An 18,279-nucleotide genomic window follows, 5' to 3' on the forward strand; every position below is an offset into this window, starting at 1 on the left:
GTGCCAGCCGCTCAGCCGTTGAAGAAGCGCATCACCACGCGGTCGACCGTGCCCCAGAACGCCTGGTTGACCCGCGTGAACCAGGAGCGTTCGCGCCAATCGTCGAGGTCGATCAGCTCGCTCTGGGCGAAATCGTTGCTGAAGCATTCGTGAACCTGCCCGGCAAGCGTCGGATCGACCGCCTCCAGATTCGCTTCCAGGTTCCAGCGCAGGTTCCAATGGTCGAAATTGCAGGAGCCGACGCTCACCCAACCGTCGACCATCGCCATTTTCAGGTGCGAGAAATGCGGCTGGTATTCATAGATCCGCACCCCGGCGCGGAGCAGGCCGGGATAGAAGCGCTGCCCGGCATAGCGGACCGGCGGGTGATCGGTATTGCGGCCGGTGAGCACCAGGCGCACGTCGACGCCACGGCGTGCGGCGCGAAACATCGCCCGGCGCAGCTTGCCGCCGGGCAGAAAGTACGGTGTGGTCAGCCAGATACGCTCGCGCGCCTGCGCCATCGCCCGCACCAGGCTGCGCACCACGTCGCGATGCTGACGTGCCGCGGCATAGGCCACCCGCCCATGGCCCGACTCGCCCCAGGGGATGTCCGGCACGTCCGGCGCCTTGCGCGGCAACGGCAACTGCCAGATGCGCCGCTCGATGCACGAATGCCACTGGCCGTCGAACAGGACCTGCCAGTCGTCCAGCACCGGTCCTTTGATTTCTACCATCGCCTCGTGCCAGAAGGCACCGCCCTTCTCCGGGTTCCAGAAATCATCGGTCACGCCGGCGCCGCCGACGAAGCCGATGCAGTCATCGATCAGCAGGATCTTGCGGTGATCGCGATGCAGGTTGCGAAAGCGCAGGCGCAGCGACAGCGGGTTATAGACGCGCAGCGCCACACCGACCTCGGACAGCCGCCTGCGATTGGCCTGACTGAGGTTCAGGCAGCCGAAGCCGTCGAGCAGGCAGCGAATCTCCACGCCCCGCGCGGCGGCCTGGCAGAGCACCTCGATCATGCGGTCCACGCAGTAGCCGTCTTCTACGAGGTACAGCTCGATATCGATGCGGTGTTCCGCGCGCCGGATGGCCTCGATCATGCGCGGGAAGAAAGTCGGGCCGTCGACCAGCAAGCGAAAGTGGTTGTCCGGGTGCCACTGGAATACAGGGCCGGCAAGTTTCATCGGTATGGCTCCAGGGTGCGCTGACGAGCCGGAGCGAGACGAACACTGGGCATGAAAGTCCTTTTCGTGCGCCTCATGGGCGCTGCTGGAAGTCGAGAATTGCCGAAACCGGAACCTCGGATGCGATGGCCGGCAGGTTGGCGACCTCGCGCAGCCGCTTCAAGCCGTCCTGCATGTCGAACAATTCAGCCTTCAGCACCACGGGCTCGAGCGTCGCGACCTGAATGCGCTTCTCGGCCAGGCGACTGACCATCACGTCGGCTTTCAGGCGCTGCTGGTGGCCGTGCAGATCGAGTTCGAAGTCGACGGTTCCGATTTCCGACTCGCCGACCGGCAGCTGCTCCCACTGCGCCAGATCGACCTGGCCGACCAGCTCGGCCTGAGGAAAGCGCTCGCTGCGAAACAGCAGATCGCGCATGCGCTCGTCGCGCAGCGCCAGCCCGCTGTCGAGGTCGGCGAACGGCATGACCACCCGCACCGCGCCCTGACCGTCGATCATTCCGGTGATGTTGGTGAACCGCTGCACCTCGGCGATATCGCCACGCTTGACCGACACGAAGCTGATGCGCGAATAGTCGGGCTCGACATGCCAGTCAGCCATCGCCCAGGGGCTGAGCAGCGACAGAAGGAGCAGCAGATAGCGGCGGCGCATGGGGACTCTCCTCGTTCACGGTCGGTTCGCTGGGTCCGCCAGTTATAGGCCAGAGGGCCGTGGGCGAGTTCCCTGGCGCTAGCGAGCCGCTACCGGTCCGGCGAGGCCCAGGTCCAGCCCGCACGCAGCCAGCGCCTTTTCCAGACGCCGCGCTCGTGCCTCCCCGGCGAGCGCCAGCACGGCGCGGTCGCGCCGCCAGGCAACGCCGTGCGGGCTGTCGCCGAGCGCCCGATCCAGTTCCACTGCCAGCGCATCGAAGGTCGCATTCAGCCCGGCCAGCAGCACATGGGTCTGCGGCGCCCGAACCGGGCCGCGCGCCGCTTCGCCGAGTCCGGCCAATAGCGCTGCCAGGCGCAGCGACAACGCCCCCGGCCACGACTGCTCCAGCGAGACGCCGTAAAGCCAGGCCGCCAGCGCGGCGAGCACATGCACATCCTCCAGCGTGCGGAAGGGTTTGACGTAATCCTCCCAGCCATCGCCGGCCAGGCGCTCGCAGGACGCATCGGTCAATCGCAGGCGGGCATGCGGAACGTCGGGCAGCAACGGCAGCTGCGGCCCTGGCGCGAGGGTGACGCCGGGATCGCCGACATGGACGACGCACAGGCTCAGGTGCGCCGCCTCGCCGGCGGCTTCGTCCCGCCCGCTGACGAGCAGCCACTGCGCGGCCGTGCCGCCGGTGACGAAGTCCTTCTCGCCGCGAAGCTGCAAGCCCTCGAGCCGGGTGTGCTGGTCGGCCGGACGTAGCCGGCGCTGCTCCGTCACGCACAGACCGCCCGGTCCGTCCGGGGCCGACGGCCAGAGCGCACGCAGCGCCGCCTGATAGCCGGCGAAAAAGGCCAGCCCTGGCGTGGCCGCCAGGCGCCCGCCGAGAACCGCCTGCTGGAAGGGCGTGGCGGAACCGGTCCGTTCGCGTAGCTGGGCGTACCAGGCGTCCAGCGCGAGCGTCGCGTCGAGTCGTGATTGGGGGCCGAGCAAGGCTTGCCAGGGCATCGCGTTTTCCTCGTGGGCTGTCATCGGAGCATCACCGGCCTGTCATGGAGGTGCCACTGCCCCTGCCTAGCCTGAGCGTGCACCGGATCGACGGCCCACACCATAACAACTCCCGCGCGCCGGATGCACTGCCAGCCGCGCCACAGGCGCAACAGGAGATCGCATGACCATGATGGCAATCAGTGTCCCCGTTCAACCCCGTCGCCTCCAGGCCGAACGCCTGTCCGGCGAACAGGCCCTGCGTGAAGCCCAAGGATTGCGCTACCGCGTCTTCAGCAGCGAATTCGGTGCCCGTCTCGCAGGCGCCGAGCAACGCCTGGATCTGGACCCCTACGACCCGCACTGCAGCCACCTGGGCGTCCGCGACCTGGACAGCGGCATGCTGGTCGCCACTACCCGGCTGCTCGACCATCAGGCCGCACGCCGGCTCGGCGGTTTCTACAGCGAAAGCGAATTCAGCCTCCACGGCCTGGGCGAACTGGACGGGCCGATCCTCGAGATCGGTCGCACCTGCGTCGACCCGGCCTACCGCAACGGCGCCACCATCGCCGTGCTCTGGAGCGAGCTGGCCGAGGCGCTCAACCAGGGCGGTTACGGCTACCTGATGGGTTGTGCCAGCATCCCGATGCGCGATGGCGGCATTCAGGCACGCGCCGTCATGCAGCGGCTGCGCGAGCGCTACCTGTGCCATGCCCATCTTCGCGCCGAACCGCGCAACCCGCTGCCACCGCAAGAGGTGCCCGCGAACGTGACCGCCGAGCTGCCGCCGCTGCTCAAGGCCTACATGCGACTCGGCGCCAAGGTGTGCGGCGAACCTTGCTGGGACCCGGACTTCCAGGTCGCGGACGTGTTCATCCTGCTCAAGCGCGCCGACCTCTGCCCGCGCTACGCACGCCACTTCAAGGCGGCGGTCTGATGGCGCTGCATACCCTGGCCCGTGCGGGCCGCCTGCTTGGTGTGGTCGCCGGCGGCCTGGCAGTCGCTACCTGGCTGGCCTGTCGCCCGCGTACCGGCGTCGCGCGTCGACAGCGCTGGACCCAGTGGTTCCTCGGCCGCCTCGCACGGGCGCTGCCGCTGACCATACAGGTGCATGGCCGCTGCGCACCCGGCCCGGCACTGTGGGTTTGCAACCATGTGTCCTGGGTCGACATCGCCGTGCTGGGCTCGCTGGCGCCGTTGTCGTTCCTGTCCAAGGCGGACGTGCGTGACTGGCCGATCGCCGGCTGGCTGGCGCACCAGGCCGGCACGCTGTTCATCCGCCGCGGCGCCGGCGACGGCATGCGCACCAACCAGCAACTGGCCGAGCGGCTGCAGACAGGCCATTCGCTGGTGATATTCCCCGAGGGTACGACCACCGATGGTCAGCAGCTACGGACCTTCCATCCGCGCCTGCTGGCCTGCGCCATCGATACGAGCACGCCCGTCCAGCCGGTGGCGATCCGGTATCGGCGCGACGGCGCGCCCGACCCGCTGGCACCCTTCATCGGAGACGACGATTTGCTGAGCCATCTGCGCCGGCTTCTGGCAGCCGACCGGGCGATCGTCGAGGTGCACCTGCTGCCACCGATTCGCTCGACGGGCCTTGACCGCGGCACGATGGCGGCGCAGGCACAGGCGGCGGTCGCCACTGCGCTCTTCGGCGTGATCGCCACTCAGCGGGACGCTGCCTGACCGGTAGCGCCGGCCGGGCGGGTCTCGGCTAAGCTGCCGCCATGAACTACCTCGCGCACCTGCACCTGGGCGGCAGCACGCCGCCCGAACTGCTCGGCAGCCTGTACGGCGATTTCGTCAAGGGACCGCTCAAGGGCGACTACGCCGACGCCATCGAAGCCGGCATCCGCCTGCACCGCCAGATCGACGCCTTCACCGATACGCACCCTCGGGTGCTGGCGGCGAAGGCGCGCTTCCCAGCGGAGCGGCGCCGTTATGCCGGCATCCTGATCGACCTGTTCTTCGATCACTGCCTGGCCGCGCACTGGTCCGGGTATAGCGAAGAGCCGCTCGACCGCTTCACCCGACGCGTCTATCTCGCGCTCTCCAGCGAACCCGCCCTGCCCGGCAAGTTAGCCGTGATCGCGCCACGCATGGCCGCACAGGACTGGCTCGGCAGCTACCGTGACTTCGGCGTACTGGAGCAGGTACTCGCCAACATGAGCCGTCGCCTGTCACGACCCGAAGGCCTGGCGGGCGGCATGCAGGAGCTGGAGCGGCTTTACCGGCCGCTCAGCGATGACTTCCAGGCGTTCTACGCGCAGTTGCAGGCCTTCGCCGAACGTCAGCTGGCAATGGAGGCTGCCGCGCTCGACAGCGCCGCACGAAACGCCAGGTAGTGTTCGAGCACGGCGTCGGGCGCTTCGATCTGCGGGTAATGGCCAATGCCCTCCAGCAGCACGCAGTCGGGGCGTTCGATCAGCGCCTCGTAGCGCCGAACCATGTGCGCGCCGGACACCGGGTCGAGGGCACCATCGATCACTCGCAGCGGCACCGCGGCGCGCTGCATCGCTGCCACCCAGCGCTCGCGCTGCTGGCGTCGCTCCGGGATGTAGCGAATCAACCGGTGCATCACGGCCGGTCCGTCGTGCGCCGACAGCAGGCTCCAGAACGCATCGATCTCGCGCTCGCCGGGCGGCGTCTCGGGGCCGAAGACCCGGGTCAAGCCCTGGGCCAGACGGTCGCGATTGAACATCCGGGCGACGATCGGCCCCAGCGGGCCCAACAGTAGCTTCTGCACCCGGACGGGGTGGTGCGTTTCCGGGAACAGACCGCCATTGAGGAACACGCAACTGGCGATCGGCCCGCGCCCTTCGCAATGGCGGGCGAGCAGCTCCTGCGCGACGCTGTCGCCGTAGTCGTGCGCCAGCAGATGGACCGGACCGTCGACACCCAGGTGCGCCAGCAGGTGCTGTTGCAGGTCGGCCTGCTCGAGCAGGCTGTAGCGATGGCCGCGCGGCTTGGCCGAATCGCCGAAGCCGAGCATGTCGCAGGCGATGACCCGATAACGCTCGGCCAAGGGCCGCCACAGGTAATGCCAGTCCCACGCCGCGGTTGGAAAGCCGTGGATGAGCAACAACGGCTCGCCCTCACCCGCCTCCCAGTAGCGGATGCGGTGCCATTGAAAGTTGAAGTCCCGCCCCTCGGCCCGCCACTGCGAGAGGGCGATGCCCGCCAGGGTCGTCATGCGTCGTAGCCCGGGTTGAGCCTGTCGAGCTTGCGCAGCAGGGCGGGCCACGCCAGCGCGCCACCCAGCCCGCTCTTGCTGCGCGTGACGCCCGCCGCCATCGCCCGCGCGCCATCGAGTATCGCCTGCGGAATCGGAATGAGCGCGCCACCGCCCGCCTGCGCCATGACCTGGATTTCGCACGCCCGCTGGAAGGTGAACATCATCAGGAAGGTATCGGGAATGCTGGGGCCGCAGGTGAGCAAGCCGTGGTTGTGCAGCAGCATGAAGCCGCACTGGCCAAGATCGCGCTGCAACCGCGCTTTTTCGTCATGGTCGAGCGCCACGCCTTCGTACCCATGGGTCGCCAGGCCGGAGAGCACGAACAGCGATTGCTGGCTCAGCGGGAGCAGGCCGTCGCGCTGCGCCGACACCGCCACCCCGGCCGCGGTGTGCGTGTGCAGCACGCAGGCGACATCCTCGCGCACCTCGTGGATGGCGCTGTGGATGGTGTAGCCGGCGGGGTTGATGTCGTAGGGGCCGTCGTCGAGCTTGTTCCCGGCGAGGTCGATTCTGACCAGGCTGGACGCGCTGATCTCGTCGAAGGTCTGCCCGTAGGGGTTGATCAGGAAATGCTCGGTACCGGGAATCTTCGCCGAGATGTGGGTGAAGATCAGATCGTCCCAGCCATGCAGCGCGATCAGGCGATAACAGGCGGCGAGGTCGACGCGGGTTTGCCATTCCTCGGCACTGACCTGGCGGCGCAGCGGGGACGGGTTCATCGAAGCGGGCTTGTTCGAAGCGGGCACGTTCATCGAAGCGGGCATGGGGCACCTTTGGGTGTTGTTCTTGTGCCCCACAGTCTAGCCGCGCCGCCGACGGCAATTGAGTCGCCTTGGCAGCCACCTCGGTGGCCGCGCGGGCCAGTCTCAGCCGCGCAGCGCCTCGGCGAAGCGCTCCAGCCAGGGTTCGGCGTCGCTTTCCGGCGTGACCGTCTCGCTGGCATCCAGGCGCAGCATCTCGATCACCTCACGCACGCCGAGCTCGGCATACAGCTCGCGGATCAGCTCGCCGCCGCCGCAGAAGGTGTCGCCATAGCTCGCGTCGCCCAATGCGATGACCCCGCCCGGCAGCCCCTGCCAGGCCGGCACGCGCTCGCGAATCTGGCCGTACAACGGCAACAGCCCGTCGGGCAGCTCGCCCATGCCGGTCGTCGAGGTGACCACCAGCAGCGCCTGCGGGGCGAATTCGAGAATGTCCTGCAACTGCGCGCGAGGCCCGTGCCAGGTGTCGAAACCGGCGGCCTTGAGCTGGTTGGCGGCGTGCCGCGCGACGTCTTCGGCGGTGCCGTAAACCGTGCCGGACAGGATGGCGACCTTCATCTGCTTCTCCTCTATCGAAAGCGCGAAGTATGCCGCACTGAGCGCACCATCGCCGACCGGATCGCCGCCTGGCCGGCAAACTAATGGCACCCCGCGCGGTCTATGCCTCGCGTACACAGGGACTCAGGCCGGGCCGGCCTGTCTCGCACCGCCCCAGCGAGGGACGATCATGGCGGATCAGAACATCCTCTCCAGCGAAGAGCTGGAATTCATCGGCAGCCTCATGGGCACCAACGGACGCGGCACGCCGACCACCACGGCCAGTTTCCGGGTCGATGGCGGGCCGCAATCGAACGACTTCCTCATGCGCCTGGTCGGCAACGCCGGATTGACGCTACAGGCGCAGTTCGACCAGTACTGCCTCGCCTTCTCCATGCACCTGGCGCAGGACGAGTTCCATAGCCTGCAGATGACGCTGAGCGCGCCGACGATCTACGAGCGCGGCCCGGTGCCACGGGCCTGGCGCCTGCAACTGGAAACACCGCTCCCCCTGCTCGAAGTCGACGGCAGCCGCAGCCCGCTCAGCGTGAAGGAGTTGTCGCCCAGCGGCCTGCTGGTGCGCAACAAGCCATCGCGCAGCGCACCCGAGCGATTCCATCTGATGCTCGCCCTGCCCGAAGGCGAGGCCCTGCCGGTCGATGCACGACGTGTGCGCCACGTCGCCTCGGACCTGACCGCCTACACCGTCGACTTCGCCGAGGAGCGCGACGCCGAGCGTGTCCGCCGCTACCTGTTCGAGGAACATCGCCACCGTCATCCGGAGCTGAACGAACCCGCGCTGCAACTGGGTTAAGCTGCGGCCAGCGCCGGGCATGCCGTCCGGCCCGAGCCTGATGGAGCGCCATGACAGCCCCGCCCTTGCCCGTCCTCATCACCGGCGCTGGCCAGCGCATCGGCCGCTACTGCGCCGAGCGCCTGCTCGACGACGGCCAGCCGGTGATCTTCACCTACCGCCGCGAGCGCGCCGGCCTCGATGCCCTTCGTCAGCGCGGCGCCATCGCCATTGAGGCCGACTTCTCGACCGACGCGGGCATCTTCGCCTTCATCGGCACGCTCAGGGCGCAGGTCAGCGCGTTGCGCGCGATCGTCCACAACGCCTCCGAGTGGTCAGCCGACGAACCGGATCCTGCCCACGCGATGCACCGGATGATGCAGGTCCATGTCCAGGCTCCCTACCTCATCAACCTGCAATGTGCCGACCTGCTCGCCCATGGCGGACCGGCCGACATCGTCCACATCAGCGATGACGTGACGCGCAAAGGCAGCGCCAAGCACGTCGCCTACGCCGCCAGCAAGGCGGCCCTGGACAACCTCACCCTGTCGTTCGCCGCACGGCTCGGCCCGGCGATCAAGGTCAACGGCATCGCCCCGGCGCTCATCCAGTTCAATGAGGGCGACGATGAAGATTACCGGCGCAAGGCATTGGCCAAGTCGGTGCTCGGCATCGAACCGGGGCCCCAAGTCGTCTATCAAAGCCTTCGCCACCTGCTCGACAACCCCTACGTCACCGGCACCACCCTGACCCTCAACGGCGGCCGCCACCTGCGCTAGCGGCGTCGCTCGGCAGCGCCGGAGCGGGTTAGACTGCCGCGCATCCGGCGGCCGAGCCGCAGAACCGACCCAGGAGTATCCCGCATGCCACGACTCGAACCCGGCATGGCCCGCATCCGTGTCAAGGACCTGAGCCTGCGCACCTACATCGGCATCAAGGAAGAGGAGATCAACAACAAGCAGGACGTGTTGATCAACCTGACCGTGCTCTACCCCGCCGACGCGGCGGTGCGCGACAACGACATCGATCACGCGCTGAACTACCGGACCATCACCAAGGCGATCATCGCCCACGTCGAGGAAAACCGTTTCGCCCTGCTCGAGCGCCTGACCCAGGAGATCCTCGATCTCGTGATGCGCCATCCCTCGGTGCGCTATGCCGAAGTGGAGGTGGACAAACCGCACGCCCTGCGCTTCGCCGAGTCCGTCTCCATCACCCTCGCTGCCCATCGCGATTGAGCAGCGTTGCCCGGCGAGCCGCGTTTGGCTCGTCTTTCCGGCGGCGCTATGATCGCGCCGATCCCCGCCAAGAGGCCTGAAACATGACTGACGAGCAACGCACCGAACTCGAGGCAGCCGCTTTCCGCCGCCTGATCCAGCATCTGCGCAGCCGCCCGGACGTTCAGAACATCGAGCTGATGAACCTGGCCGGTTTCTGCCGCAACTGCCTGTCCAAGTGGTACAAGGCCGCCGCCGACGACCTGGAGATCGAGGTCAGCCCGGAGCAGGCGCGCGAAGCGGTCTACGGCATGCCCTATGCCGAATGGAAAAGCCGCTACCAGAAGGAAGCGACGCCCGAGCAGCAAGCCGCCTTCGGCAAGGGGAAGGACGCATGAGTGCGCTGGGCGATTTTCGCCAGCAGCTGCGCAGCGGCGAGGCGCGGTTCGCCGACACGCTGGCGTTCGTCGAGGCGCACTACGACTATCGCCCGAGCGCCTTCGTCAACGGCGAGGTAAGCAACGCGGCCGATGAAAACGCCGGCTCCTGCAAGACGCTCGGCCTGGCCCTGCTGGAGAAGCTCACCGACGAAGAAGCCCTCCTGGCGTTCGGCGAGCATTACCGGGCCGTACTGGCCAACCCCGCGGGCAACGACCATCGCAACATCCGCGCCCTGATGCAGCACGGCCTTGCCGGCGTTCGCTTCGACAGCCTGCCGCTGTCACGCAAGACCGCCTGATCGGAAGCGACGCCGCGTCGAAACGGCATGGCGGTCGATCCGGTGCCCGGCATTCACCGCCACCGGCTCGACTCACTCCGCCGGATAGCTTCAGCAGCCCGGCTGGCCCCGAGATTCAGACCGGGACGATCGGGCGCCTGCCACCCTCACGCACCCACAGCACCGTCGCGCCCGCGACGGCCGCCGGCATCACCAGCACGTTCAGCCCCGGCACCAGCAGGGCGGCGTAGGTCACGGCGCCGAAGCTCAGGCTGCGCCAGCGTCGCTCCCTCAACCAGCCCATCATCTCGTCCCAGCCCAGCTTGTGGTTGTCGGCCGGGTAGTCGATGTACTGGACCGCCATCATCCAGACACCGAACGCCAGCCACAGCGGCGGGGCCAAGAGGTTCAGCCCCGGAATGAAGGACAGCACCAGCAAGCCGATCGCCCGCGGCAGGAAATAGCGCAGCTTGCGCAGTTCCCGCGCGACGGTTCGCGGCAGCATGGCCGCCAGTTCCGACCAGCGGAACGGCGGGAACAGGTCTTCGCCGCGCACCACGACTTCCACCTTCTCCGCCAGGAAGCCGTTGAACGGCGCAGCCACGATCGTGGCGAACAAGGTGAAGCTGAAGAACACGATCAGCACCACCAGCGCCACGAAGATCGGCCAGATCAGGTATTCGAGGAAGGCCAGCCACTGCGGCAGCGCCGGCATGAAGGCCTCGAGCCAGACGTCGAACTGCGCCACGGCGAAGTAGATCAGCGCGGCGAAGATGATCAGATTGACCAGCACGGGCAGGATCACGAACTGGCGCAGACCGGGACTGAGCACCAGTCTGAACCCTTCGCGCAGGCACTGCGGGCCGGTGAGAGCGGAGGTGGGCATGCAAAGGCTCCAAGAGAATGGCGACGCGACCTTACCGGCTTTGCCGAAGTGACGAAAGCAGGCGACCCGCCAGCTAGCGGCGCCCGGCCGGCATAGAGCGGCCCTATCGGGGACATCGAACAAGGGCATTGGGCGCCGCAACGCCGCCTCGCTACGCTCTGCGCCATCGATTTACGGGGCCATCCACCCAAGCCTTCCCCAAGATGCTCGGATGGCCCCTTTTTATTCCGGAGGTCCGCCATGTCGGTACGTCACGCTCGCCTGATCATCCTTGGCTCTGGCCCGGCCGGCTACAGCGCGGCGGTGTATGCCGCGCGGGCCAACCTCAAGCCGTTGCTGATCACCGGCATGCAGGCCGGCGGCCAGTTGACCACCACCACCGAAGTCGACAACTGGCCGGGCGATCCGCATGACCTGACCGGCCCGGCGTTGATGGCGCGTATGCAGGCGCATGCCGAACGCTTCGATACCGAAATCGTGTTCGATCACATCAATGCCGCGGACCTGGCCGGCCGGCCGTTCACCCTGCGGGGCGACAGCGCCACCTACACCTGCGATGCGCTCATCATCGCGACCGGCGCCAGTGCCCGCTACCTCGGCCTGCCCTCGGAAGAAGCCTTCATGGGCCGCGGCGTCTCGGCGTGCGCCACATGCGATGGCTTCTTCTACCGCAACCGTCCGGTCGCCGTGGTCGGCGGCGGCAACACGGCCGTCGAGGAAGCGCTTTATCTCGCGAACATCGCCAGCAGCGTCACCCTCATCCATCGCCGCGACGGCTTTCGCGCCGAGAAAATCCTGCAGGACAAGCTGCGCGAGCGGGTCGCCGAAGGCCGGATCGTTCTCAAGCTCGACGCTCAAGTCGATAGCGTGCTCGGCGATGCATCAGGCGTGACCGGCGTGCGCCTCGCGACGCCCGCGGGAGCGGAAGACATTCAGGTGGATGGCCTCTTCATCGCCATCGGGCATACGCCCAATACCGGCCTGTTCGAAGGGCAACTGGCGCTACGTGAGGGTTATCTGGTGGTCAATGGCGGCCGCGACGGCAACGCGACGGCGACCAACGTACCGGGCGTATTCGCCGCCGGTGACGTGGCCGACCAGGTCTACCGCCAGGCGATCACCTCGGCCGGGGCCGGCTGCATGGCCGCGCTCGATGCCGAACGCTTCCTCGACGGATTGCTCTGACATACCCCATGAACGACGAACCGGCCAGTTGGCCGGTTCGTCGTTCAGCGGGCTCGCTCACACCAGGGTTTTCAGCGCCTCGCGGCTGAACGGCAGGATGTCCTGCTCACGTCCGTCGCGTACTTTCTGCGCCCAGTCCGGGTCGACCAGCAGCGCCCGGCCGACTGCGACGAGATCGAACTCCTGCCGATTCATCCGCTCGATCAGGCTGTCCAGGCTCGCCGGCTGGGCGACCTCGTCGGTCTTGCCGAAGAACTGGGTGAACTCGCTGCCATCGAGGCCAACGCTCCCCACCGTGATGGTCGGCTTGCCGGTGAGCTTGCGCGTCCAGCCGGCCAGGTTCAGGTCGGAGCCTTCGAATTCCGGAATCCAGAAGCGCCGCGTCGAGCAATGGAAGATGTCGACACCCGCCGCCGACAGCGGCTCGAGAAAGGCACCCAGCTCCTCGGGCGTCTGCACCAGGCGTGCGCTGTAGTCCTGCTGCTTCCACTGGGAAAACCGGAAGATGATCGGGTAGTCGGGGCCGACGGCGTCGCGTACCGCACGGATCAGCTCGATGGCGAACCGCGAACGGTTGGCCAGGCTGCCGCCGTACTCGTCGGTGCGCTGGTTGCTGCCTTCCCAGAAGAACTGGTCGATCAGGTAGCCGTGCGCGCCGTGAATCTCGACGCCGTCCATGCCGATCGCCTTGGCATCGCGGGCCGCCTGGGCGAAGGCGGCGATGACGTCCTGGATGTCCTGCCGGGTCATGCCATGAACCACGACATTGCCGTCCTTCACTTTTTCCATCGGACCGAAGCCCGGTACCGCCGGGTCCGGCTCGGTGCCCAGGCGGCGCACGTTGCCCACATGCCACAGCTGGGGCGCGATCTTCCCGCCGGCCGCGTGGACGGCCTCGACCACGCGCTTCCAGCCGGCCAGCGCTTCATCGCCGTAGAAATGCGGAACGTTCGGATAACCGTTGGCGGCCGGGTGGCCGACCGTGGTGCCCTCGGTGACGATCAACCCGACGCCGCTGGCGGCGCGGCGACGGTAATACTCGATGACCGCCTCGTTCGGCACGCCGCCCGGCGAGAACGAGCGGGTCATCGGCGCCATTACCACGCGAGTAGGCAGGCTCAGCGGGCCAAGCTCGAACGGTTGGAACAGCGGTTTGGCAGCGGCATTCATGTGCGGTACTCCATCCGAAAGACAACGGCGGGCGCCCGTTCGGACGACCACCTCGTGTTAGACGACGAAGGATAGGAGTCGCTCGCCGCGGCGGCACACCATTATTGACGGGACTTATCGAGCGCCAACCACAGCCGGTATCGATCGTGCAGCTAGAGCCCGAGTGCGCGCTCGATCGCCTGCACGAGCGCCGGGTCGTCGGGCGCCGTGGGCGGCGAGAAGCGCCCCAGCACGCCACCGTCCGGGCCGATCAGGAATTTCTCGAAGTTCCAGCTGATGTCGCCGGGGTATTCGGCGCCCTCGCCCGCCAGCAACTGATACAACGGATGGCGCTGCGGGCCGTTGACGTCGAGCTTGGCAGTCATCGGGAAGGAGACGCCGTAGTTGAGGCGGCAGAAGTCACCAATCTCGGTCTCGCTGCCCGGCTCCTGTCCGGCGAACTGGTTGCAGGGCACACCGAGCACGCTGAAGCCGCTCTCGCGGTACTGCTCGTGGAGCCGTTGCAGGGCCGCGTACTGAGGCGTGAGGCCGCAGCGCGAGGCGACATTGACCACCAGCACGACCTGCCCTGCCAGGTCACTCAGGGGTAAGGGCTTGCCATCGAGCCCCGTCAGGGTCAACGCGTGAAAGGCACTCATGGCTCGCTCCGTATCAGGCGCAGACACGCTCGTCCGCCGGCAGGGCACTGCGCAGCGTCGAGCGGGTCATACGCAGGCCAGTCGTGAATGCAGACCGATCAGTGATGATGACCGCCTTCACCGTGAACATGACCGTGCGCCACCTCTTCGGCGCTGGCCTCGCGGACGTCGACGACCTTGACGTCGAAGTTCAGGCGCTGGCCGGCGAGCGGGTGGTTGCCGTCGACCACGACGTCATCGCCTTCGACGTCGCGGATGGTGACGATCTGCATGCTGCCGTCGGGGCCGGAGGCATGGAACTGCATGCCGACTTCCAGCTCATCGACGCCTTCGAACATGGCGCGGTTGAGCGTGGCGACCAGCTCGGGGCTGTACTCGCCATAGGCGTTCTCGGGCTCGACGGCCACCTGGATCTGGTCACCCGGCTGCTTGCCTTCGAGGGCTTTCTCGAGCCCGGCGATGATGTTGCCGGCACCGTGCAGATACACCAGCGGCGCGCCACCAGCGGAGCTGTCGATCACCTCACCGGCGTCGTTGGTGAGGGTATAGTCGATGGAGACTGCCTTGTTGGCGGCGATCAGCATGAGGCAAACCTTTTTGCTTGAGAATGAAGAACGGTCGAGTTTAACCGTCGCCCGCGGCGATTGCGAACCGGGCCCGGATGAACGGGACTTGACGAACGGAGCGGCTGTTTCCTATCCGGTTGATTTCCATCAGGACCCTGACGGCCACTGGGTGGCATCCTTGTCGTGCGGTCATACCCAGCACCTGCGCCACCAGCCGCCCTGGCAATCGCGTCCCTGGGTGCTCGATCCGAACCAGCGTCGCGCCCGTCTCGGCCAGCCGTTTCCATGCGGCTGGTGCGCCCGGGCCCGTATCGATTCAAAGGAGGCTTGATGCCCTCGCGCAATATTCTCGTCGTCAACTGCGGCAGCTCGTCGATCAAGTTCGCGCTGGTCAACGAGGCCGATCCGCACTTCCCGCTGAGCGGCCTGGCCGAGCGCCTCGGTTCGGAAGAAGCGGTGCTTCACTTGCAGCGCCGTAACGCCGACAAGGGGAGCGTGCCGATCCCCGGCGCCGATCACATCGCGGCACTCGCCAGGCTGCTGCCGATCGTGGAAACCGTCGCCGAAGGCCAGTTGCATGGCATCGGCCATCGGGTCGTGCATGGCGGCGAGTTCTTCACGGCCGCCTCGCTGATCGACGACGAGGTGCTCGATGCGATCCGCACGACCTCGCCCCTCGCCCCGCTGCACAACCCGGCCAACCTGCAGGGCATCGAGGCGGCGATGGCGCTGTTCGCGCAGCTACCGCATGTCGCGGTGTTCGACACGGCGTTCCATCAGACCTTGCCCGAGCATGCCTTCCGCTATGCCGTGCCGGATGTGCTCTACCGCGAGCACGGCGTGCGCCGCTACGGCTTTCACGGCACCAGCCACCGCTTCGTCAGCCGCCAGGCCGCCGACATGGCCGGCCTGGCCGTCGGCGACAGCAGCTGGCTGACCGCCCACCTGGGCAACGGCTGCTCGACCTGCGCGATCGCCAACGGCCAGAGCCTGGACACCAGCATGGGCCTCACGCCGCTGGAAGGCGTGGCGATGGGCACCCGCAGCGGCGATGTCGACCCCAACCTGCACAGCCACCTGGCGCGCACCCTGGGCTGGAGCCTCGAGCGGATCGACCGGATGCTCAACCACGACAGCGGCGTGAAGGGGCTGTCGGGCCTGTCCAACGACATGCGCACCCTGGAACAGGCACGCGAACAGGGACATGCCGGCGCCACGCTGGCGATCGAGGTCTTCTGCTACCGCATCGCCAAGTCGCTCGCCGCGATGGGGTGCGCACTGAGTCGCCTCGACGGGCTGATCTTCACTGGCGGCATCGGCGAGAACTCGCCGTTGATCCGCAGCAAGATCGTCGCGCACCTGAAGCTGCTCGGGCTCGAACTCGACGGCGAAGCCAACGCCCGCTGCATTCGTGGCGCCGGCGGCATGATCCACGCCGACGGCCACCCGCGCGTACTGGTGGTGCCGACCAACGAAGAGCGCCAGATCGCGCTCGACACGCTCGCCCTGTTGCCGGAATGAACGGACCACGCCCTCGCTAACCGCGCCTCGCTAACTAAACGCGCCTCGCTAAGGAGCACCGATGCACACGTTTTTCATCGCGCCGACCGGCTTTGGCGTCGGCCTGACCTCCATCAGCCTCGGCCTCGTCCGCGCGCTGGAGCGCGACGGGCTGAAGGTCGGCTTCTTCAAGCCGATCGCCCAACCCCACCCCGGCGATGAAGGCCCGGAGCGTTCGAGCGAGCTGATCGCCCGTACCCATGGCCTGACGCCGCCCAGGCCGCTGGGCCTCGGCCACGTCGAGCGGATGCTCGGCGAAGGCCACATGGACGAGCTGCTCGAGGAAATCGTCAGCCTGTTCCAGCAGGCTTCGCAGGACAAGGACGTGGTCGTCGTCGAAGGCATGGTGCCGACGCGGCATGCCAGCTACGCCGCACGGGTGAACTCGGAGGTCGCCCGCAGCCTGGATGCGGACGTCATCCTGGTCAGCGCGCCGGAAAACGAGACGCTCACCGAGCTCTATGACCGCATCGAGATCCAGGCGCAACAGTTCGGCGGGCCGAAGGACCCCAAGGTGCTGGGCGTGATCCTCAACAAAGTGCGCCACCCTGGCGGCCTCGATGAATTCGTCGACGTGCTGAAGGCGCATGCGCCGATGCTGCGCGGCGAGCAGTTCCGGCTGATCGGCTGCATCCCCTGGGCGGACGAGCTGAATGCGCCGCGCACGCGTGATGTGGCCGACCTGCTCGGCGCGCGGGTGCTCAATGCCGGCGACTACGAACAGCGGCGCGTCGGCAAGATCGTGCTATGCGCCCGCGCCGTGCCCAACACCGTCTCGCTGCTCAAGCCCGACGTGCTGGTGGTCACGCCCGGCGATCGCGACGACATCATCCTCGCCGCGAGCCTGGCGACCATGAACGGCGTGCCTCTCGCCGGCCTCCTGCTGTGCAGCGACTTCGCGCCCGATCCGCGCATCATGGAGCTGTGCAAGGGCGCGTTGCAGAGCGGGTTGCCGGTGCTCACCGTGTCCACCGGCTCCTACGACACGGCGACCAACCTCAACCGCATGAACAAGGAGATCCCGGTCGATGACCGCGAGCGCGCGGAAAAGGTGACCGACTTCGTTGCCGGCCATATCGAACAGGGCTGGCTGAAGCAGCGCTGCGGCAATCCCCGCGAATTGCGGCTGTCGCCACCGGCGTTCCGTTACCAGCTGGTCAAGCGCGCCCAGGCGGCGAACAAGCGCATCGTCCTGCCCGAAGGCAGCGAGCCGCGGACCATTCAGGCGGCGGCGATCTGCCAGGCCCGCGGCATCGCCCGCTGCGTCCTGCTCGCCAAGCCGGAAGAGGTGCACGGCGTTGCACAGGCGCAAGGCATCACGCTGCCGCCGGACCTGGAGATCCTCGATCCGGACGTGATTCGTGCGCGCTACATCGAGCCGATGGTCGAGCTGCGCAAGGGCAAGGGGCTGAATGCGCCGATGGCCGAGGCCCAGTTGGAAGATTCGGTGGTGATGGGCACCATGATGCTGGCGCTCGACGAGGTCGACGGCCTGGTCTCCGGGGCGATCCATACCACCGCCAACACCATCCGGCCGGCACTGCAATTGATCAAGACCGCGCCCGGCTACAACCTGGTGTCCTCGGTGTTCTTCATGCTGCTGCCCGATCAGGTGGTCGTGTATGGCGATTGCGCGGTCAATCCCGATCCCAGCGCGGCGGAACTGGCTGAAATCGCCATCCAGAGCGCCGACTCGGCCGCCGCGTTCGGCATACTGCCGCGGGTGGCGATGATCAGCTATTCGACCGGCAGTTCCGGCAGCGGCGAAGAGGTGGAGAAGGTCCGCGAGGCGACGCGCATCGCCCGCGAACTGCGCCCGGACCTGGCGCTCGATGGCCCGTTGCAATACGACGCAGCCGCGATCGAGAGCGTCGGCCGCCAGAAGGCCCCGGACAGCCCGGTGGCCGGCCGCGCCACGGTGTTCATCTTCCCGGACCTCAACACCGGCAATACCACCTACAAGGCGGTACAGCGCAGCGCCAACGTGATCAGCGTCGGCCCGATGTTGCAGGGCCTGCGCAAGCCGGTGAACGACCTCTCGCGCGGCGCGCTGGTCGACGACATCGTCTTCACCATCGCACTGACGGCGATCCAGGCCGCCAGCCAGCCGAGCTGACCGTAGGTACCCGGAAGCGCCACGGCATGCCCGGCGCTTCCAAGGCGCCGGGGCACGTCATGCGAGGGTTGCACCCGGCCACGCTTTGAGTACGCTTGCCG

Annotated in this window: 22 protein-coding genes; 12 read left to right on the forward strand and 10 right to left on the reverse strand. The window is 67.4% G+C overall.

The window, feature by feature from the left end; translation table 11 throughout:
* Positions 1-11: 11 nt before the first annotated feature.
* The 3 genes from D7325_RS11490 to D7325_RS11500 form a co-directional block, all read right to left on the reverse strand.
* Positions 12-1,169: a phospholipase D-like domain-containing protein gene (locus D7325_RS11490; RefSeq protein WP_120995810.1), complete on the reverse strand. Its 1,158-nt coding sequence runs from the start codon at positions 1,167-1,169 to the stop codon at positions 12-14.
* Positions 1,170-1,242: 73 nt separating this feature from the next.
* On the reverse strand, positions 1,243-1,821 hold the full coding sequence (locus D7325_RS11495; RefSeq protein WP_120995812.1) for a YceI family protein: 579 nt from the start codon (positions 1,819-1,821) through the stop codon (positions 1,243-1,245).
* A 78-nt stretch (positions 1,822-1,899) separates the two neighbouring features.
* Entirely contained in the window at positions 1,900-2,811 is a 912-nt protein-coding gene (locus D7325_RS11500; protein ID WP_120995814.1) for an acyl-CoA dehydrogenase middle domain-containing protein, read from the reverse strand.
* A 163-nt stretch (positions 2,812-2,974) separates the two neighbouring features.
* Here D7325_RS11500 and olsB point away from each other — a divergent pair, with 163 nt between their 5' ends.
* Genes olsB through D7325_RS11515 form a run of 3 tightly spaced genes read left to right on the forward strand, consistent with a single transcriptional unit; the run spans position 2,975 to position 5,141 of the window.
* On the forward strand, positions 2,975-3,727 hold the full coding sequence (olsB, locus tag D7325_RS11505; RefSeq protein ID WP_120995816.1) for an L-ornithine N(alpha)-acyltransferase: 753 nt from the start codon (positions 2,975-2,977) through the stop codon (positions 3,725-3,727).
* Positions 3,727-4,482, forward strand: a complete 756-nt coding sequence (locus D7325_RS11510; protein ID WP_120995818.1) for a lysophospholipid acyltransferase family protein — start codon at positions 3,727-3,729, stop codon at positions 4,480-4,482. Before olsB ends, D7325_RS11510 begins: the two co-directional genes overlap by 1 nt.
* A 41-nt stretch (positions 4,483-4,523) precedes the next feature.
* Positions 4,524-5,141: an acyl carrier protein phosphodiesterase gene (locus tag D7325_RS11515; protein WP_120995820.1), complete on the forward strand. Its 618-nt coding sequence runs from the start codon at positions 4,524-4,526 to the stop codon at positions 5,139-5,141.
* Here D7325_RS11515 and D7325_RS11520 read toward each other — a convergent pair.
* The 3 genes from D7325_RS11520 to D7325_RS11530 all read right to left on the reverse strand — a co-directional run bounded on the left by D7325_RS11520 (position 5,087) and on the right by D7325_RS11530 (position 7,350).
* A complete protein-coding gene (locus D7325_RS11520; protein ID WP_120995822.1) occupies positions 5,087-5,989 on the reverse strand; it encodes an alpha/beta fold hydrolase in 903 nt (300 codons plus the stop codon). The two genes, D7325_RS11515 and D7325_RS11520, sit on opposite strands and share 55 nt — an antisense overlap.
* Positions 5,986-6,750, reverse strand: coding sequence for a class II aldolase/adducin family protein (locus D7325_RS11525; protein WP_120996128.1), 765 nt, complete (start codon positions 6,748-6,750; stop codon positions 5,986-5,988). Before D7325_RS11525 ends, D7325_RS11520 begins: the two co-directional genes overlap by 4 nt.
* A gap of 147 nt (positions 6,751-6,897) precedes the next feature.
* Positions 6,898-7,350 carry a flavodoxin gene (locus D7325_RS11530; RefSeq protein WP_120995824.1) on the reverse strand — a complete coding sequence of 151 codons (453 nt, stop codon included), beginning with the start codon at positions 7,348-7,350 and terminating at the stop codon, positions 6,898-6,900.
* A gap of 169 nt (positions 7,351-7,519) precedes the next feature.
* Here D7325_RS11530 and D7325_RS11535 point away from each other — a divergent pair, with 169 nt between their 5' ends.
* From D7325_RS11535 to D7325_RS11555, 5 genes are all read left to right on the forward strand, one after another.
* A complete protein-coding gene (locus D7325_RS11535) occupies positions 7,520-8,143 on the forward strand; it encodes a PilZ domain-containing protein (RefSeq protein WP_120995826.1) in 624 nt (207 codons plus the stop codon).
* 50 nt (positions 8,144-8,193) lie between these two features.
* The gene (gene folM, locus D7325_RS11540; protein WP_120995829.1) at positions 8,194-8,901 is read left to right on the forward strand and encodes a dihydromonapterin reductase; all 708 of its coding nucleotides are present in this window, start codon (positions 8,194-8,196) and stop codon (positions 8,899-8,901) included.
* 84 nt (positions 8,902-8,985) lie between these two features.
* Positions 8,986-9,360, forward strand: a complete 375-nt coding sequence (gene folX / locus D7325_RS11545) for a dihydroneopterin triphosphate 2'-epimerase (RefSeq protein ID WP_120995831.1) — start codon at positions 8,986-8,988, stop codon at positions 9,358-9,360.
* Between the two features lie 83 nt (positions 9,361-9,443).
* Complete coding sequence (locus D7325_RS11550) at positions 9,444-9,737, forward strand: DUF1244 domain-containing protein (protein WP_120995833.1); 294 nt, start codon at positions 9,444-9,446, stop codon at positions 9,735-9,737.
* Positions 9,734-10,078 (forward strand): HopJ type III effector protein, encoded by a 345-nt coding sequence (locus tag D7325_RS11555; RefSeq protein WP_120995835.1) that lies wholly within the window; start codon positions 9,734-9,736, stop codon positions 10,076-10,078. The genes D7325_RS11550 and D7325_RS11555 overlap by 4 nt, the downstream gene beginning before the upstream one ends.
* A 115-nt stretch (positions 10,079-10,193) precedes the next feature.
* On the opposite strand, the gene cysZ is transcribed toward D7325_RS11555, so the two are convergent.
* Complete coding sequence (cysZ, locus tag D7325_RS11560; protein ID WP_120995837.1) at positions 10,194-10,943, reverse strand: sulfate transporter CysZ; 750 nt, start codon at positions 10,941-10,943, stop codon at positions 10,194-10,196.
* 240 nt (positions 10,944-11,183) lie between these two features.
* On the opposite strand from cysZ, the gene trxB reads away from it, so the two are divergent.
* Positions 11,184-12,128 (forward strand): thioredoxin-disulfide reductase, encoded by a 945-nt coding sequence (gene trxB / locus D7325_RS11565; protein ID WP_120995838.1) that lies wholly within the window; start codon positions 11,184-11,186, stop codon positions 12,126-12,128.
* 57 nt (positions 12,129-12,185) lie between these two features.
* Here the strand turns inward: trxB and D7325_RS11570 are convergent, their stop codons facing one another.
* The 3 genes from D7325_RS11570 to D7325_RS11580 all read right to left on the reverse strand — a co-directional run bounded on the left by D7325_RS11570 (position 12,186) and on the right by D7325_RS11580 (position 14,520).
* The gene (locus tag D7325_RS11570) at positions 12,186-13,298 is read right to left on the reverse strand and encodes an NADH:flavin oxidoreductase (RefSeq protein WP_120995840.1); all 1,113 of its coding nucleotides are present in this window, start codon (positions 13,296-13,298) and stop codon (positions 12,186-12,188) included.
* Between the two features lie 152 nt (positions 13,299-13,450).
* Positions 13,451-13,936, reverse strand: coding sequence for a glutathione peroxidase (locus tag D7325_RS11575; protein ID WP_120995842.1), 486 nt, complete (start codon positions 13,934-13,936; stop codon positions 13,451-13,453).
* Positions 13,937-14,034: 98 nt separating this feature from the next.
* Entirely contained in the window at positions 14,035-14,520 is a 486-nt protein-coding gene (locus tag D7325_RS11580) for an FKBP-type peptidyl-prolyl cis-trans isomerase (protein ID WP_120995844.1), read from the reverse strand.
* On the opposite strand from D7325_RS11580, the gene D7325_RS11585 reads away from it, so the two are divergent.
* The 3 genes from D7325_RS11585 to pta all read left to right on the forward strand — a co-directional run bounded on the left by D7325_RS11585 (position 14,489) and on the right by pta (position 18,178).
* Entirely contained in the window at positions 14,489-14,833 is a 345-nt protein-coding gene (locus tag D7325_RS11585) for a DUF3565 domain-containing protein (RefSeq protein ID WP_120996130.1), read from the forward strand. The two genes, D7325_RS11580 and D7325_RS11585, sit on opposite strands and share 32 nt — an antisense overlap.
* Positions 14,833-16,023, forward strand: coding sequence for an acetate kinase (locus tag D7325_RS11590; protein WP_120995846.1), 1,191 nt, complete (start codon positions 14,833-14,835; stop codon positions 16,021-16,023). The genes D7325_RS11585 and D7325_RS11590 overlap by 1 nt, the downstream gene beginning before the upstream one ends.
* Positions 16,024-16,084: 61 nt before the next feature.
* Complete coding sequence (gene pta / locus D7325_RS11595) at positions 16,085-18,178, forward strand: phosphate acetyltransferase (RefSeq protein WP_120995848.1); 2,094 nt, start codon at positions 16,085-16,087, stop codon at positions 18,176-18,178.
* Positions 18,179-18,279: the final 101 nt, after the last annotated feature.

The sequence above is a fragment of the Stutzerimonas urumqiensis genome (assembly GCF_003640395.1).
Lineage (GTDB): Bacteria > Pseudomonadota > Gammaproteobacteria > Pseudomonadales > Pseudomonadaceae > Stutzerimonas > Stutzerimonas urumqiensis.